At 72.2% G+C, this 14,244-nt stretch carries 14 protein-coding genes; 7 read left to right on the forward strand and 7 right to left on the reverse strand.

Annotated elements, in window-relative coordinates:
- Positions 1-13 precede the first annotated feature (13 nt).
- Positions 14-2,131 carry an elongation factor G gene (gene fusA / locus LZ495_RS23520; protein ID WP_235054841.1) on the reverse strand — a complete coding sequence of 706 codons (2,118 nt, stop codon included), beginning with the start codon at positions 2,129-2,131 and terminating at the stop codon, positions 14-16.
- A 460-nt stretch (positions 2,132-2,591) separates the two neighbouring features.
- Positions 2,592-3,452 carry an NAD(P)-dependent oxidoreductase gene (locus LZ495_RS23525; protein WP_235054842.1) on the reverse strand — a complete coding sequence of 287 codons (861 nt, stop codon included), beginning with the start codon at positions 3,450-3,452 and terminating at the stop codon, positions 2,592-2,594.
- A gap of 91 nt (positions 3,453-3,543) precedes the next feature.
- Between LZ495_RS23525 and LZ495_RS23530 the strand changes: the two genes are divergently transcribed.
- A complete protein-coding gene (locus LZ495_RS23530) occupies positions 3,544-4,125 on the forward strand; it encodes a TetR/AcrR family transcriptional regulator (RefSeq protein WP_235054843.1) in 582 nt (193 codons plus the stop codon).
- A 65-nt stretch (positions 4,126-4,190) separates the two neighbouring features.
- Here LZ495_RS23530 and LZ495_RS23535 read toward each other — a convergent pair whose 3' ends face one another.
- Complete coding sequence (locus LZ495_RS23535; RefSeq protein WP_235054844.1) at positions 4,191-5,258, reverse strand: zinc-binding dehydrogenase; 1,068 nt, start codon at positions 5,256-5,258, stop codon at positions 4,191-4,193.
- 156 nt (positions 5,259-5,414) lie between these two features.
- Here LZ495_RS23535 and LZ495_RS23540 point away from each other — a divergent pair, with 156 nt between their 5' ends.
- The gene (locus LZ495_RS23540) at positions 5,415-6,017 is read left to right on the forward strand and encodes a TetR/AcrR family transcriptional regulator (protein ID WP_235054845.1); all 603 of its coding nucleotides are present in this window, start codon (positions 5,415-5,417) and stop codon (positions 6,015-6,017) included.
- Positions 6,018-6,050: 33 nt separating this feature from the next.
- On the opposite strand, the gene LZ495_RS23545 is transcribed toward LZ495_RS23540, so the two are convergent.
- Both LZ495_RS23545 and LZ495_RS23550 read right to left on the reverse strand, forming a co-directional pair.
- A complete protein-coding gene (locus tag LZ495_RS23545; protein WP_235054846.1) occupies positions 6,051-7,352 on the reverse strand; it encodes a cation:proton antiporter in 1,302 nt (433 codons plus the stop codon).
- Between the two features lie 4 nt (positions 7,353-7,356).
- Complete coding sequence (locus LZ495_RS23550) at positions 7,357-7,842, reverse strand: cation:proton antiporter regulatory subunit (protein ID WP_235054847.1); 486 nt, start codon at positions 7,840-7,842, stop codon at positions 7,357-7,359.
- Between the two features lie 442 nt (positions 7,843-8,284).
- Between LZ495_RS23550 and LZ495_RS23555 the strand changes: the two genes are divergently transcribed.
- Positions 8,285-8,701, forward strand: a complete 417-nt coding sequence (locus tag LZ495_RS23555; protein ID WP_235054848.1) for an NTP pyrophosphohydrolase — start codon at positions 8,285-8,287, stop codon at positions 8,699-8,701.
- A 12-nt stretch (positions 8,702-8,713) separates the two neighbouring features.
- On the opposite strand, the gene LZ495_RS23560 is transcribed toward LZ495_RS23555, so the two are convergent.
- Positions 8,714-9,181, reverse strand: coding sequence for a DUF2269 family protein (locus LZ495_RS23560; protein ID WP_235054849.1), 468 nt, complete (start codon positions 9,179-9,181; stop codon positions 8,714-8,716).
- A gap of 79 nt (positions 9,182-9,260) precedes the next feature.
- Here LZ495_RS23560 and LZ495_RS23565 point away from each other — a divergent pair, with 79 nt between their 5' ends.
- The 3 genes from LZ495_RS23565 (at position 9,261) to LZ495_RS23575 (ending at position 12,269) form a co-directional block, all read left to right on the forward strand.
- Positions 9,261-9,602, forward strand: a complete 342-nt coding sequence (locus LZ495_RS23565; RefSeq protein ID WP_235054850.1) for a PadR family transcriptional regulator — start codon at positions 9,261-9,263, stop codon at positions 9,600-9,602.
- Positions 9,599-10,342, forward strand: coding sequence for a permease prefix domain 1-containing protein (locus tag LZ495_RS23570; protein ID WP_235054851.1), 744 nt, complete (start codon positions 9,599-9,601; stop codon positions 10,340-10,342). Before LZ495_RS23565 ends, LZ495_RS23570 begins: the two co-directional genes overlap by 4 nt.
- 169 nt (positions 10,343-10,511) lie before the next feature.
- Complete coding sequence (locus LZ495_RS23575; protein WP_235055015.1) at positions 10,512-12,269, forward strand: ABC transporter ATP-binding protein; 1,758 nt, start codon at positions 10,512-10,514, stop codon at positions 12,267-12,269.
- Positions 12,270-12,319: 50 nt separating this feature from the next.
- Here LZ495_RS23575 and LZ495_RS23580 read toward each other — a convergent pair whose 3' ends face one another.
- Entirely contained in the window at positions 12,320-12,814 is a 495-nt protein-coding gene (locus tag LZ495_RS23580; protein WP_235054852.1) for an Lrp/AsnC family transcriptional regulator, read from the reverse strand.
- Between the two features lie 101 nt (positions 12,815-12,915).
- On the opposite strand from LZ495_RS23580, the gene LZ495_RS23585 reads away from it, so the two are divergent.
- Complete coding sequence (locus LZ495_RS23585; RefSeq protein WP_235054853.1) at positions 12,916-14,139, forward strand: trans-sulfuration enzyme family protein; 1,224 nt, start codon at positions 12,916-12,918, stop codon at positions 14,137-14,139.
- The last annotated feature ends 105 nt before the right edge of the window (positions 14,140-14,244 follow it).

Below are 14,244 nucleotides of genomic sequence, written 5' to 3' on the forward strand. Positions count from 1 at the left end.
CCGCCTCACCGCGTCACCGGGTGCGGCTCAGCACCCCTTCCGCGATGTGCCGCGGCACCGCGGCGTACGCCTCGAACCGCATCGTGAAGCTCGCCCGGCCCGACGTGCGGCCGCGCAGATCGCCGACGTAGCCGAACATCTCGGCGAGCGGGACCTCCGCGGTGACGACCTTGGCGCCCGAGCGGTCCGCCATCGCCCTGACGTGCCCGCGCCGCGCGTTGAGGTCGCCGATCACGTCGCCCATGTAGTCGGCGGGCGTGGTGACCTCCACGGCCATGACCGGTTCCAGCAGCACCGGCGAGGCCAGCGCGGCCGCCTCCCGGAACGCGGCCATCCCGGCCAGCCGGAACGCCGTCTCCGAGGAGTCGACGTCGTGGAAGGCCCCGTCGAGCAGCGTCACGCGCACCCCGGTCAGTGGATACCCGGCGAGCACGCCCGCGTCCATCGCGGCCTGGCAGCCCTCGTCCACGGACGGGATGAACTCGCGCGGCACCCGGCCGCCGGTGACCTTGTTGACGAACTCGTAGTGCTCTCCTCCCTCCAGCGGTTCCACGGCGATCTGGACCTTCGCGAACTGGCCCTTGCCGCCGTTCTGCTTGCGGTACGTGTGGTCGTGCCGGGCGACGCCCGCGCGCAGCGTCTCGCGGTACGCGACCCGTGGCCGGCCCACGTTCGCGGCCACCGCGAACTCGCGCCGCATCCGGTCCACCAGGATCTCCAGGTGCAGCTCGCCCATGCCCGCGACGATGGTCTGCCCGGTGTCCCGGTCGGTCCGGGCGTGGAACGACGGGTCCTCGTCGGCCAGCGCCGCGAGCGCCACGGCCAGCTTGTCCTGGTCGGCCTTCGAGGCCGGCTCGACGGCCATCTCGATGACCGGCTCCGGGAAGTCCATCGCGGCCAGCACCACCGGGTGCGCCGGGTCGCACAGGGTCTCCCCGGTGCCGGTCCGGCGCAGCCCCTGGACCGCGACGATGTCGCCCGCGCCCGCGGACCCCACCTCCTCGCGCTTGTCGGCGTGCATGCGGAAGATCTTGCCGACCCGCTCCTTGGCGCCCTGGACCGAATTGCGGACCTGGTCGCCCGCGTCCAGCCGGCCCGAATAGACCCGGACGAACGTGAGCTTGCCGAGGTGCCGATCGCTCGCGACCTTGAACGCTAGGGCCGCGAAGGGCTCGTCGTCCGCGGGCGCCCGGAGGACCGCCGCGGACGGGTCGTCCTCGGCGCAGCCCTCCACCGCGCCCACGTCCAGCGGCGACGGCAGGTAGCGTGCGACGGCGTCGAGCAGCGGCTGCACCCCCTTGTTCTTGAACGCCGTCCCGCACAGGACGGGCGTGACGGTGACGCCGTCCCCGCGGCCGGACGCGATCGTGACGCGGCGCACCGCGGCATGGATCTGCGCCTCGGCGGGGTCGGTGCCGCCCAGGTACAGCTCCAGGAACTCCTCATCGTGCTCGGCGAGGGTCTCCAGGAGTGCGGCCCGGGCCGCGGCCGCGGCCTCCGCGTACGCCTCCGGGATGCCGGAAACCTCGTACGCGTCCCCGGTCTTCGCATCGGCAGGCCACACCAAGGCGCGCTGCGCGATCACGTCGACCACGCCGCGGAAGTCCGCCTCCGCGCCGATCGGGAGCTGGACGACGAGCGCGACCGCACCCAGGCGTGTGCCGATCATGTCGGCGCAGCGCAGGAAGTCCGCGCCCGGCCGGTCGAGCTTGTTGACGAAGCAGATCCGCGGCACGTGGTACCGGTCGGCCTGCCGCCACACCGTCTCGGACTGCGGCTCCACGCCCGCGACACCGTCGAACACGGCGACCGCGCCGTCCAGCACGCGCAGGCAGCGTTCGACTTCGACGGTGAAGTCCACGTGGCCGGGCGTATCGATGATGTTGACGACGTGGTCGGCACCGTCCAGCGCCCAATGGCATGTGGTCGCCGCGGAGGTGATGGTGATGCCGCGCTCGCGCTCCTGCGGCATGTGGTCCATCGCCGTGGTGCCTTCGTGCACCTCGCCGACCTTGTACGACACGCCCGTGTAGAAGAGGATCCGCTCGGTCGTGGTCGTCTTGCCCGCGTCGATGTGCGCCATGATGCCGATGTTCCGGATCCGGGCCAGGTTGCGCGCGGTCGTGGTCATGGTGGTTCGCCTTCCTCATAAGCATGCGGACATGCGGGAACGTGCCGGGCATGGCGGCAGCCCGCAGCGCCCCCGGAAGGGGGACGGCATGGCGGACTGCGCCCTCGATCGCCGGGCAGGCAGGGGGAGATGCGCGTACGGAGACGCCGTACGCGCGGGCATGAGGCGGACGCGGCGAAGCCGGGCAGCGGAAGTCGCTGCCCGGCTATCGACGCGCGTGGCTCAGCTGCGCGGCGATCCGGCGTGATCGGGCCAACGACCGTGGCCCTTGCACCGGCGGCCGGCGGAAGAATGCGCGCCCCGCGGGCGCGCGCCGATTACCGGGCACCGCCTGTCGCTTCGGGGGAGAGTCGCATTCATACGGCAAACCTAGATCACGGACTGCCCGGCGGTCACCCGGATTTCCCTGCTGCCACCTTTCCCTGCTGTCACTAGTCGCTGCTGTCGCCGCTCCCTGCCGTCACCGCTCCAGCAGGGTCGTCAGGCTGGTCAGGCTGTCGCGCTCCCGGCCCGCCGCGACGCCGCGGCGGAACAGGTCGAGGACGGCCGTGGGCAGCGACGCGTCGACACCGGACGCCTCCGCGGTGTGCACCACGTGCTCCAGGCTCGCCACGCCCATGGCCAGGTTGTCGACGTCGCCTTCGTGGTGGCCCGCATCGATGCGCGGTGCGTAGAACTCCAGGAAGTACTTGAAGTCCATGGTCTTCACCGCGTGGGCGAGGAACTGCTCGGCCGAGATGCCGTTGGCCCGCGCCACCGCCTGCCCGTGCAGGTAGCCGACGAGCCCGGTCCAGAACATGTCCATCCCGATCTGGTAGTACAGCGCCGCCAGCCCGGAGTCCTCGCCCAAGTAGTCGACGGACGTGAGGACTTCGAGGGCGGCGCGGTGCGCCTCGACCGCATCGGCCGGCCCGCTGTAGTACGTGGCCGAGTCCGGGCTGCCGATCCCCGGCGGCGGAACCTGGACCCCGCCGGTGATCTGGACGGCGCCGTGCACGGCGAGCCATTCCGCGCCCTCCCGGACCCGGGCCGGCGTGTCGGAGGTGAGGTTGGCGACGGTCCGGCCTTTCAGGGCGTGCGGCGCCTGGCCGAGAATCGCGTCCACCGCGGCGTAGTCGGTCAGGCTCAGCACCGCCAATTCATTGGCCTGCAGGGCCTCTTCGACGGTTGCGGCGAGTCGGGCGCCGCGTGCCACGAGGGCCTCGGCGCGGGCGGGTGTGCGGTTCCACAGGGTCACCTCGTACCCGCGGTCGAGGTACGCGGCGGCCATTGCCTGCCCCATGGGGCCCAGGCCGATGACGGTGACGGATCGCGCGGTCATGGCACTCCTCGGTTCTAAAACGAACGTTCTATCCGGTGACAGGACCGTAGCACGTCACTAGAACGAACGCTCTATCCAGTACTCTGGGCCCATGAAGGCGAAGCACGAGGTCGGCACCCGGGAGCGCATCGTCCAGGCCACGTCCCGGCTCATGCAGCGGCACGGGTACGAAGGCACCGGGCTGAAGGAGATCTCCCGGGAGGCCCAGGCGACGCTGGGCTCGGTCTACCACTTCTTTCCCGGCGGGAAGTTGGAGCTGGCGGTCGAGGCGATCGGCGAGGGCGACCGCGAGTTCGCGGAGCTGCTGCGCGGCGTGCTGGCGCGGGTGGACGACCCGGCCGAGGCGATCGCCGCCTGCACGCGCGAACTCGCCGACGGGATGCGCGCGTCGGACTGGCAGGACGGCTGCCCGGTCACCACGGCGGCGCTGGCGAGTTCCCGCCGGCTCCCGGAGGTGCGCGACGCCGCGGAGCGGGCCTTCGCGAACTGGCACGGCATCGTGCGCGGCAAGCTGGTCGCGTCCGGCATCGACGAGGAGACCGCGGACGAGCTCGCGCACACGGTGGTCAGCACGCTGGAAGGGGCCGAGATGACGGCCCAGATCACCCGGAGCACGGCGCCGCTGGACGCGGCCGGGACACATCTGGCGCGGCTGATCCGGTCGTACCTCTGACCCGGGAACGGCTCCGGCCCCGACGGGGACGTCGGGGCCGGAGGCCGGATGTGCCGCGAAGTCGCCTACACCGCAGGCAGGTTGCCGACCACGACCTTGCCGTGCGTGTTGCGCGCCTCCAAGGCGTCGATCGCGTCGGGCAGGTCGGCGAAGTCGACCCGGCGGCCGATCACCGGGGCGATCTTGCCCTCGTCCAGCAGGCGCAGGATGTCGGCGTGCACCTTGATGCCGTGGCTGCGCAGCGTGGGCCGGGTGCCGGTGCGGCGCCACTGCGCGACCGGGTCGTCCGAGTAGAGGTGGGCGACGCCGACCAGGGAGAAGTTGCCGTAGACCATGCGCCACGGGTCGAACGACGCGTTGTGCTCCTGCTCGATCCCGGAGGAGTAGCCCGCGATCAGGTGCCGGCCGCCGAAGCCCATGGTCCGGAAGATGTCCGTGGTGACCTGGCCGCCGACCAGGTCGAAGGCGACGTCCACGCCGTCGCCGCCGGTGAATTCGTTGACCTTCTCGACCCAGCCCTCGGCGCGGTAGTCGATCGCCAGGTCGGCGCCCAGCTCGCGGCATACCTCGGCCTTCTCGGGGCCGCCCGCGAGGGCGATCACCCGCGCTCCGGCGAGCCGACCCAGCTGCACGGCGGCCGAACCGACGCCGCCCGCGGCCGCGGTGACCAGCAGCGTCTCGTCGCGCTGCAGCTTGCCGCGCTCGTACAGGCCCAGCCAGGAGAGGTGGAACGGGTAGTGCATCGCCGCCGCGGTCTCGCCCGCGACATGCTCGGGCACCAGGAGGGTCATCGACACCGGGCACACGACGTGCGTGCTGTAGCCGCCGAGCGCTCCGGTCGGGATGCCGACGACGCGCGTGCCGATCAGGTCCTCGGCGCCCGGGCCGGCCGCCTCGACCACGCCGACCGCCTCCATGCCGGGGACGAACGGGGGCGAGACCGGGACCGTCGCGTAGCGGCCGTATATGCAGTCGATGTCGTTGAAGTTGAGGGAGAACGCCTCGTTGACGAGCCGGACTTCGTTCGGGCCCGGCTCGCGGACCTCGAACGCGCGCCGCACCAGCACCTCGGACGGCTTTCCCGTGCGCTCCGCGACCCACGCCTCTGCCGCGACGGACTTCCCCATGGCCATGCCACCAAGCCTCTCGGTCGGTCGAACCGGACTGAACGGAACCTGACTGCACCGATCAGTCGACGCGCTTGTCGTTACACACTGGAACGACAAGCGTTGTGGCAAGCTAACCGAGCTACTTAACCAAAGCAAGGAAATGAGGGTGGAGAGCCGGAGATGACGACGCCGCCCGCTCGCGCGCGCCGCCGGCACGGCCCGCACCGCGACCCGCAGATCGACGAAAATGTGCTGGCGGCGACCCGCGAGCTGCTGATCCGGCATGGCTACGCCGGGGTCTCGATCGACCTCATCGCCACCACCGCGGGGGTGAGCCGCCCGGCCATCTACCGGCGCTGGCCGTCCAAGGCGCACCTCGTCCACGAGGCGGTCTTCGTGGGCGTCGACGCGCGCCCGCGGCCCGACGGCGACTTCGCCGCGGAGGTCGCGGCGATGGTGCACGGCGCCGTCCACATGTTCGCCGAGCCCGCCACGCGGGCGGCGATCCCCGGGCTCATGGCCGAGATCCGCTCCGACCCGGCGCTCCAGCAGATTCTTGCGGCCCGCCTGGAGACCGCGGCCCGCGGCAGCCTCACCCACCTGCTGCCGCAGGCCGTCGCGGACGGGGCGGCGCGTCCCGGGACCGATCCCGACACGCTCTTCGACACCATCGCGGGCGCGGCGATCTTCGCGCTGTGCATCCGCGACGTCGACGACCTGGACGCCCTCGTCGACTCGCTCACCGACCTGGTCCTGCACGGCACACTCGCCCCGCGCGGCTGACGCGCGGGGCGAGAGGGTGTGCGGCGGCCACGGTCAGCGCGGCGGGGCGAGTTCCCCGTCGGCCTCGGCTTCGGCCGGTGCCTGGCCCTGGGCCGGAATGGCCACGGCCGGCTCGCCGGCCTTGGCGGCAGGCGCAGTTGCCGCGGCCCTGGCCGCATCGGGCGCCGGCGCGGGCTTGCGGAACCGGGCGGACAAAGCCATCCCGACCGGCTCGGTGTAGCGCGCGGTCAGCGGACCGATCACCACGAGGATCAGCACGTACGCCGTGGCCAGCGGACCGAGTTCCGGCTCGATGCCCGCGGTCACCGCGAGCCCGGCGATGACGATGGAGAACTCGCCGCGCGCGACCAGCGCGCCGCCGGCCCGCCAGCGTCCGCGCACCGAGATGCCCGCGCGCCGGGCCGCCCAGTAACCGGTGGCGATCTTCGTGCCCGCGGTCACCACGGCGAGCGCCAGTGCGGGCAGCAGCACCGGCGGGATGCTGGCCGGGTCAGTGTGCAGTCCGAAGAAGACGAAGAACACCGCGGCGAACAGGTCGCGCAGCGGGCTGAGCAGTGCGTGCGTACCCTCGGCGACCTCGCCGGACAGCGCGATGCCGACCAGGAACGCGCCGACCGCGGCCGACACTTGCAGCTGCTGCGCGATCCCGGCCACCAGCAGGGTGAGGCCGAGTACCACCAGGAGGAGCTTCTCCGGGTCGTCGCTGGAGACGAAGCGCGAGATCAGCCGCCCGAAGCGCACCGCGATGAACAGCACCAGCCCGGCCACCGACAGCGCGATGGCGAGCGTCAGGCTGCCCGCCGCCAGGCCGACGCCGGCCAGCAGCGCGGTGACGATCGGCAGGTAGACCGCCATCGCGAGGTCCTCGAGGACCAGGATGCTCAGGATCACCGGGGTCTCCCGGTTGCCCACGCGGCCCAGGTCGCCGAGTACCTTCGCGATCACACCGGACGACGAGATCCAGGTGACGCCGGCCAGCACCACCGCGGCCACCGGACCCCAGCCCAGCAGCAGCGCCATCGCCGCACCGGGCAGCGCGTTGAAGCAGAAGTCGACGATGCCGGCCGGGTATTGCGTCTTCAGGTTGGTCACCAGGTCGGACGCGGTGTACTCCAGCCCCAGCATCAGCAGGAGCAGGATGACGCCGATCTCGGCGCCGATGGCCACGAACTCCTCGCTGGCGCCCAGCGGCAGCAGTCCGCCGGTGCCGAACGCCAGCCCGGCAAGCAGGTAGAGGGGGATGGGGGAGAAGCGCATACGTCCCGCGACGCGGCCGAGCAGGCCGAGGGCGAGGAGGATGCCGCCGAATTCGATCAGGAAGACAGCTCCGTGCACGCGCTCACTCCCTTTCCAGGATGGCCGCGGCGGCGTCCACGCCTTCGCGGGTGCCGATGACTATGAGGGTGTCGCCGCCGGCCAGCCGGAAGTCCGGGGCGGGCGACGGGATGGCGTCGGTGCGGCGCAGCACCGCGACGATGGAGACGCCGGTCGCGCTGCGCATCTGGGTGTCGCCGAGCACGCGCCCGTTCCAGTGCGACGTCGAGGCGATCTCGATGCGCTCGGCGACCAGGCCGAGTCCGGTGGTGTGCAGCAGGTTGGGGCTGTGGTGGGCCGGCATCAGCGCATCGACCAGCGCCTCCGCCTCGCCCGCGGTCAGCTTCACGGACAGCGAGCAGGCGTCCGGGTCGTCCGACCGGTAGGTGTTCAGCGTGCGGGTGCCGTCCCGGTGCGCCACGACGGACAGGTGTTTGTGCTCGCGGGTGGTCAGGTCGTACTTGACGCCGATTCCCGGCAGCGGGGTGGTGCTCAGACGCGGAGCGGGCACGACCCGTCCCCCTTTCGTCTCGGCCCGGGAACCCGCAGGCGCGGTTCCCGCGCGGGCGCCGGTCGGCGCCGCATCGTCCCGAGAAACGTTTCGGCGCGGCCGGTTCGCCCGGTACGCCCGTCCTCGGTCGGCCCGCACTCTAGCGAACGCGGATCATCCCCGACCCGGATCATCGGGAGGCCACCCGGTTGCGCACCCCGTCCGCGAGACTGCGTCCGCCATCCCCGGCATACCCCTCCCCGATCGCCCCCGCGGGTCGGCTGTGCGCCGCCCGCCCTGCCATCATTGCGAGGGGCGCGGCCGTGGGGCATTGCCCGATTCCGGCAGAGTTAAGGCACGCTTCCATGCCGGACCGTGCGGCCCGGCCCGTATGACGTGGCGTCAGCCGCAACCTGTGGACAGCAGGCTGCACGATTCATGCCCCATGTGATGTTCTGGGGTGGTGAGCGACGAAGACCCCCTGCTCGTGGTGGACGCGGCCAACGTCGTCGGCTCGGTGCCGGACGGCTGGTGGCGCGACCGCCTCGGCGCGGCCACCCGCCTGCGCGATGCCCTTGTCCGCTACGCGAGCGACGGCCTGGCCGCATCCGCCGGCACCCCGGCCTGGGCCACCGAAGGCCCGCTCCACATCGTCCTGGTGGTCGAAGGCGCCGCCCGCGGCCTGACCGGCGTCCCCGACGTCGCGGTCGCCACCGCACCCGGCAGCGGAGACGACGAAATCGTCCGCATCGTCGCAGCTGCTCGCACCGCGTCCCCCGACCGCCGAATCGCCGTCATCACCGCCGACCGCGAACTCCGCACCCGCATCACCGCCCACGACGCGATCCCCCTGGGCCCCCGAACCGTCCACCGCCGCTGACCGGCGCGGCCGTCAGGCTCCGGTGGTGGAGCCGGGGCGGACGATCATCAGGACGACTACCACTGCCCACAGCAGGTTGAACGTGCCGGTCAGCATGCCGAGGCGGGCTGCGGTGTGCGGGGGTTCGGGGGCTGCGTCCGCGGGGGAGGGTGCGGGCGCGGCGAGGAGGCGTTGCTGGGCGGGGAGGATGGCGCCCACCAGCAAGGCCGCGGCTGCGGTGGTCAGGATGATGGAGGCGATCAGCCAGGCGTCGCCCAGCACACCGAGTTGCAGGGCGGTGCCCACGCCGAAGACCGGGACCGCTATGCCCACGAAGGTGTAGCCGCGGCAGATCCGGTGCAGGAACGCGGCCACCGCGGCGGCGCGTTCGTCGGCGGCGGCCGGGCCGGCGAAGCGGGGGAAGACCGAGGCGGCGACCGCGATGGGGCCGATGGCCAGGATCGCCGCGAGTACGTGGACGGACAGCAAGAACTTGGTCATCGCGGGTTCCTCCATGCCTCGATATGTTGGCTGCCAATAGATAGCACGGCTACGCCTCGATTAGGTAGGCTGCCTACTCATGAAGGCGGATGCGGTGCGCGGGCACCTCGACGGGCTGCTGCTCGCGGTGCTGGAGCAAGGCCCCCTGCACGGCTACGCGATCATCACGGCGGTCCGCGAGCGCAGCGGCGGCGTGCTCGATCTGCGGACCGGCACGATCTACCCGGCGCTCAACCGCCTGGAGCGCGTCGGGCTGCTCGGCAGCGACTGGGACGCGGTCGGCGAGCGCCGCCGCCGCGCCTACCACCTGACCGACGCGGGGCGCGCGAGTCTCGCCGAAGAGCGTTCCTCCTGGCGGGAGTTCACCGCCGCGATCGGCTCGGTGCTCGATCCGGCCGGGCACGTCAGGCCGGCCACGTGAGGTCCCGGCGCAAGGCGGTTGCGGCCGTCCCCGAGTCAGTCCCCGAGTCCGTCGGGGAGTCCGGTGCGGATCCGGTCGCGCGGTATGCGGCCGCACTCGACGGCGCGCTGCACGGGCCCCGGGCCGCCAAGGCCCGCCTGGTCGAGGAGGTCCGCGGGGGCTTCGAGGACACCGTCGCGGCGTACGAAGACGAGGGCCTGAGGCGCGAGGAGGCCCTGCAGCACGCGCTGGACGAGTTCAGCAGCCCGGACGACCTCGCGCCGAGCTGCCAGCGTGAGCTGACGGTTGCTCAGGCCCGGCACACCGCACGGTCCGTCGTCCGCACCGCGCCCTTCCTGGCCGGGGCCTGGCTGCTCGTGGACACCGCCCGAGAGCCCGCGCATCCCGCACACCAGGCCGCACAACTGCTCGCCGTCCACTTGGCGGCCGCGGCGTGCCTCGCGGTCTTCGCGGCGGCGATCGCGCTGGCCGTCACCGGCAGCCTCGTGCGCCGGGCCGGTACGCCGCAGTGGCTCCCCAAGGCCATGGCGTGGACCGGCACCGCAGCCAGCGTCTGCACGGCCGCGGCGGCACTCACCCTGGCCATCACGTCGCTGATGTCGGCCGATTGGGTGATCGTGGCGGGCGCAGGGGCACTCGCCGCCGCGTCACATGCACTGGTCGCGGGCTCGGCCCGGGCCTGCCGCCGGTGCGCCCGCCTGCCGATCGCCGAGCCTGCCGGGATCGCCCGCCTCGGCTGACGCTGCGGCGGGAACGTCCACCGGTTCCCGGCGCCCGATAATCGATCGTCTATTTGGTTGCCGTGCGGCAGCATGGACACACCGCCATCCCACACCACCGTGAGGGGGACGAGTGTCCGCGCCCGCTGCCGAGGGCCTCGAATCCGCATCCCCGCAACGCAAGTCCGCCGTGCTGCTGGCCCTGCGCCACTACGGCAGAGAACTCAAACGCAACCGCAAGTTCTCGGTGCCGGCACTGCTGTGCCCGGCCATCGGCAACGTCTGCCTCTTCTACATCGCCCCGCTGTTCGTCGCCGCGCTCGTCGCCCATCTCGCCGACGGCGGCGACTCGGTGCTCTGGTACGTCGCCGGCTTCGCCGCGATGGGCCTGCTCGGCGAGGTCTTCTGGCGCGTCGGGCTGCACTGCATCAACCGCACCGACGGCCTGGGCATGGAGCGCCTCTACATCTTCGGCATGGACGAACTCCTCGCCAAGGACGCGGCGTTCTTCCACGAGAACTTCGCCGGCTCGCTCACCAAACGGGTGCTCAGCTTCGCGTCGCGCTACGAGGAGTTCGTCGACACCCTCGCCTTCGCCGTCGTCGCGAACCTGATCCCGCTGGGCTTCGCGTCCGTCATCCTGTGGTTTTACAACCCGATCCTGGTCGCCGTGCTCGTCGGCATGCTGGCCGTCACCGCGTTCGTCATCGCCCCGCTGATCCGGCGCCGCCAGAAGCTCGTCGACCAGCGCGAGGCCGCGATCGCCCGGGTCTCCGGGCACGTCGCGGACAGCATCATGAACATGGAGACGGTCCGCGCCTTCGCGGCCGAGGAGCACGAGGCCGCCGAGCACAAGTCCCGCGTCGCGGAGAGCCGCCGGCTGTCGCTGCGCTCCTGGGACTACGGCAACCTGCGCATCGACACCATCGTCGCGCCGCTGTCGGTGCTCGCGAACTCCCTCGGGCTGCTGCTCGCCGTGACGCTGGGCGGCGGGCTCGGCGTGGAGGCGACCATCGTCGCGTTCACGTACTACACCAACGCCACCCGGATCATGTTCGAGTTCAACCAGATCTACCGGCGCCTTGAGAGCTCGCTCACCGAGGCCGCGCAGTTCACCGAACTCCTCCTCGAACCGCCCACGGTCGTCGACCCGCCGGTCCCCGAACCGCTGCGCCCGGCCGCGGCCGACGTGCGGTTCGACGCCGTGACGTTCGCGCACGGCGGCGCGCCGCCGCTGTTCGCGGGCTTGGACCTGACCGTGCCGAGCGGTTCCAAGCTCGGCCTGGTGGGCCGCTCCGGCGGCGGCAAGAGCACGCTGACCAGGCTGCTGCTGCGCTTCATGGACGTCGACGAGGGCCGGATCCTGATCGGCGGCCAGGACATCGCCAAGCTGCGGCAGACCGACCTGCGCAGCCTGATCGCGTACGTGCCGCAGGACCCGGCGATGTTCCACCGGACGCTGCGCGAGAACATCGCGTTCGCCAAGCCCGGGGCCAGCGATGCCGACATCATGCGCGCGGCCCGGGCCGCGCACGTCACCGACTTCGCCGAGGCCCTCACGGACGGCTTCGACACCATGGTCGGCGAGCGCGGCATCAAGCTGTCCGGCGGCCAGCGCCAGCGCGTCGCGCTGGCCCGGGCGATCCTGCGCGACACCCCGATCCTGCTGCTCGACGAGGCCACCAGCGCACTCGACTCGGAGAGCGAAGTCCTGGTCCAGGAGGCCCTCTGGGAGCTCATGGACGGGCGTACCGCACTGGTCGTCGCACACCGGCTGAGCACCGTCGCGCAGATGGACAAGCTCGTGGTGCTGGACCACGGCGAGATCGTCGAGCAGGGCACGCACGCCGAACTGCTGGCCCGCCAGGGCACGTACGCCAAGCTGTGGCACCACCAGTCCGGCGGCTTCCTCGACGAGGACGGCGGAGTCCCCGCGCAGCGGAACTGAACCGCCCGGGCGCGCGGCGTCCTGGGCCGGCCATGCCCCCGACCGGGCGGCTACCGGCGCAGGACGCCGCGTCCCTCGCGGACCTCGAAGACCAGCTGCGTCTCGATCTGCCGGACCACCGGGTGCACGGTGATGTGCTCCAGGATCAGGTCGCGCAGCCTCTCCGGGCTCTCCACCGCGACGTGCAGCAGGAAGTCGTCGTCGCCGGCCATGTGCAGCACCGACAGCGCGCCGGGGACCTTCACGAGGTTGTCGTACAGGTCGCGCACCAGGTCGCGGCTGTGGCTGCCCAGCCGGACCTTCACGATCGCGTTGATCGGGTGCCCGAGCGCGGCGAGGTCGAGCCGTGCGGTGATGCTCGCGACGGTGCCGGACTGCCGCAGTGCCCGGATCCGGTACGCGCAGGTCGACTCGGCCACCCCGATCCGGGCCGCGATGGCGGCGTTGGTCATGCGGCCGTCCTCGACCAGCGCGGCGAGGATCGCCAGGTCGGTGCCGTCCAGACCCCCCGAGGACGGCTGCGATTTCTTCGAATGCGCGTCCACCGGACCGCCTCCCTTTGTGGTTCCTGCGCCGATTTCCCGATTCTGATGGGGTATCCCCAAGGTATCTTGTGCAGAGTTGGGGATCCGACCATCTTGAGCGTATGACGTCGCCGCTTCTGCACCCGGATTCCCTCGCCGTCCACGCCGGACGCGAGGACCTGACCGCCCTCGGCGTGCACGCCCTGCCGATCGACCTCTCCTCGACGAACCCGCTGCCCGACATCGAGGCCGGCGGGCTGTCGTACGAGTCGATGGCCGGCGGCGGCCTGCCGCTCGCCGAAGGCGGCGCGGTCTACGCGCGGCTGTGGAACCCCACCGTCGCGCGCCTCGAATCGGCCCTCGCGCAGCTGGAGCACACCGACGCCGCGGTGGCCTTCGCGTCCGGCATGGCCGCGCTCACGGCCGCGGTGCTGGCCGCCACCGCGGAGACCGGGCGCCGCCACGTCGTCGCGGTCCGCCCGATGTACGGCGGCACCGACCACCTGCTGGCCTCGGGCCTGCTCGGCGCCGAGGTCACCTACTGCACCGCCGACCGCATCGCCGCCACCGTGCGGCCGGACACCGCGCTCGTGGTCCTGGAGACCCCCGCCAACCCGACGCTGGAACTCGTCGACATCGCCGCCGCGGTGGCCGCGGCCGGCGACGTGCCCGTGCTGGTCGACAACACCTTCGGCACCCCGGTCCTGCAGAACCCGGCCGACCACGGCGCCGCGATGGTCCTGCACAGCGCCACCAAGTACCTCGGCGGGCACGGCGACGTCGTGGCCGGCATCATCGCGTGCGGCACCGAGCACGCCGCCGCCCTGCGCCGGGTCCGCGCGGTCACCGGCGGGCTGCTGCACCCGCTGGGCGCGTACCTCGTGCACCGCGGCCTGGCCACGCTGCCGATCCGCATGCGCGCGCAGCAGGAGAACGCCCGGCGCATCGCCGCCTGGCTGGCCACCCACCCGGCCGTCGCGCGCCTGCACTACCCGGGCAGCGACGGCGACCCGATGGGCCTGATGGGCCGCCAGATGCGCGGCAGCGGCGCCATGATCGCGATCGAGCTGCGCGGCGGGTACGAGCAGGCCCGGCACCTGACGTCCGCGGTACGGCTGTTCACGCACGCGGTCTCGCTCGGCGGCGTCGACTCGCTCATCCAGCACCCCGCCGCGCTGACACACCGCCCGGTCGCTGCCGAGGCGCGCCCCGGAACCGGCCTGGTACGCCTGTCCATCGGCCTGGAGGACCACCAGGACCTCATGGCCGACCTCGAGCGCGGCCTGGACCGCCCGGTGGCCGCCGGGCGCGCCGAGCAGCCCGCGGCGGCAACGGCGTCCGCGTAGCGCCCGGGCAGCCGCGCGCGGTAATCCCAGGCGCAACACACCCGTTCGGCGTACGGGCCACGAATCCAACGCTTCGGTTTCCTATGGTGTCCGTGAAGTGCTGCC

Origin of the sequence: Yinghuangia soli (assembly GCF_021502675.1) — a bacterium.
GTDB lineage: Bacteria > Actinomycetota > Actinomycetes > Streptomycetales > Streptomycetaceae > Yinghuangia > Yinghuangia soli.

Excerpts from the sequence above, each read along its gene's own strand:
- fusA (WP_235054841.1), bottom strand. The coding sequence starts at position 2,131 with ATGACCACGACCGCGCGCAACCTGGCCCGGATCCGGAACATCGGCATC.
- LZ495_RS23525 (WP_235054842.1), bottom strand. The coding sequence starts at position 3,452 with ATGACCGCGCGATCCGTCACCGTCATCGGCCTGGGCCCCATGGGGCAG.
- LZ495_RS23530 (WP_235054843.1), top strand. The coding sequence starts at position 3,544 with ATGAAGGCGAAGCACGAGGTCGGCACCCGGGAGCGCATCGTCCAGGCC.
- LZ495_RS23535 (WP_235054844.1), bottom strand. The coding sequence starts at position 5,258 with ATGGCCATGGGGAAGTCCGTCGCGGCAGAGGCGTGGGTCGCGGAGCGC.
- LZ495_RS23540 (WP_235054845.1), top strand. The coding sequence starts at position 5,415 with ATGACGACGCCGCCCGCTCGCGCGCGCCGCCGGCACGGCCCGCACCGC.
- LZ495_RS23560 (WP_235054849.1), bottom strand. The coding sequence starts at position 9,181 with ATGACCAAGTTCTTGCTGTCCGTCCACGTACTCGCGGCGATCCTGGCC.
- LZ495_RS23565 (WP_235054850.1), top strand. The coding sequence starts at position 9,261 with ATGAAGGCGGATGCGGTGCGCGGGCACCTCGACGGGCTGCTGCTCGCG.
- LZ495_RS23585 (WP_235054853.1), top strand. The coding sequence starts at position 12,916 with ATGACGTCGCCGCTTCTGCACCCGGATTCCCTCGCCGTCCACGCCGGA.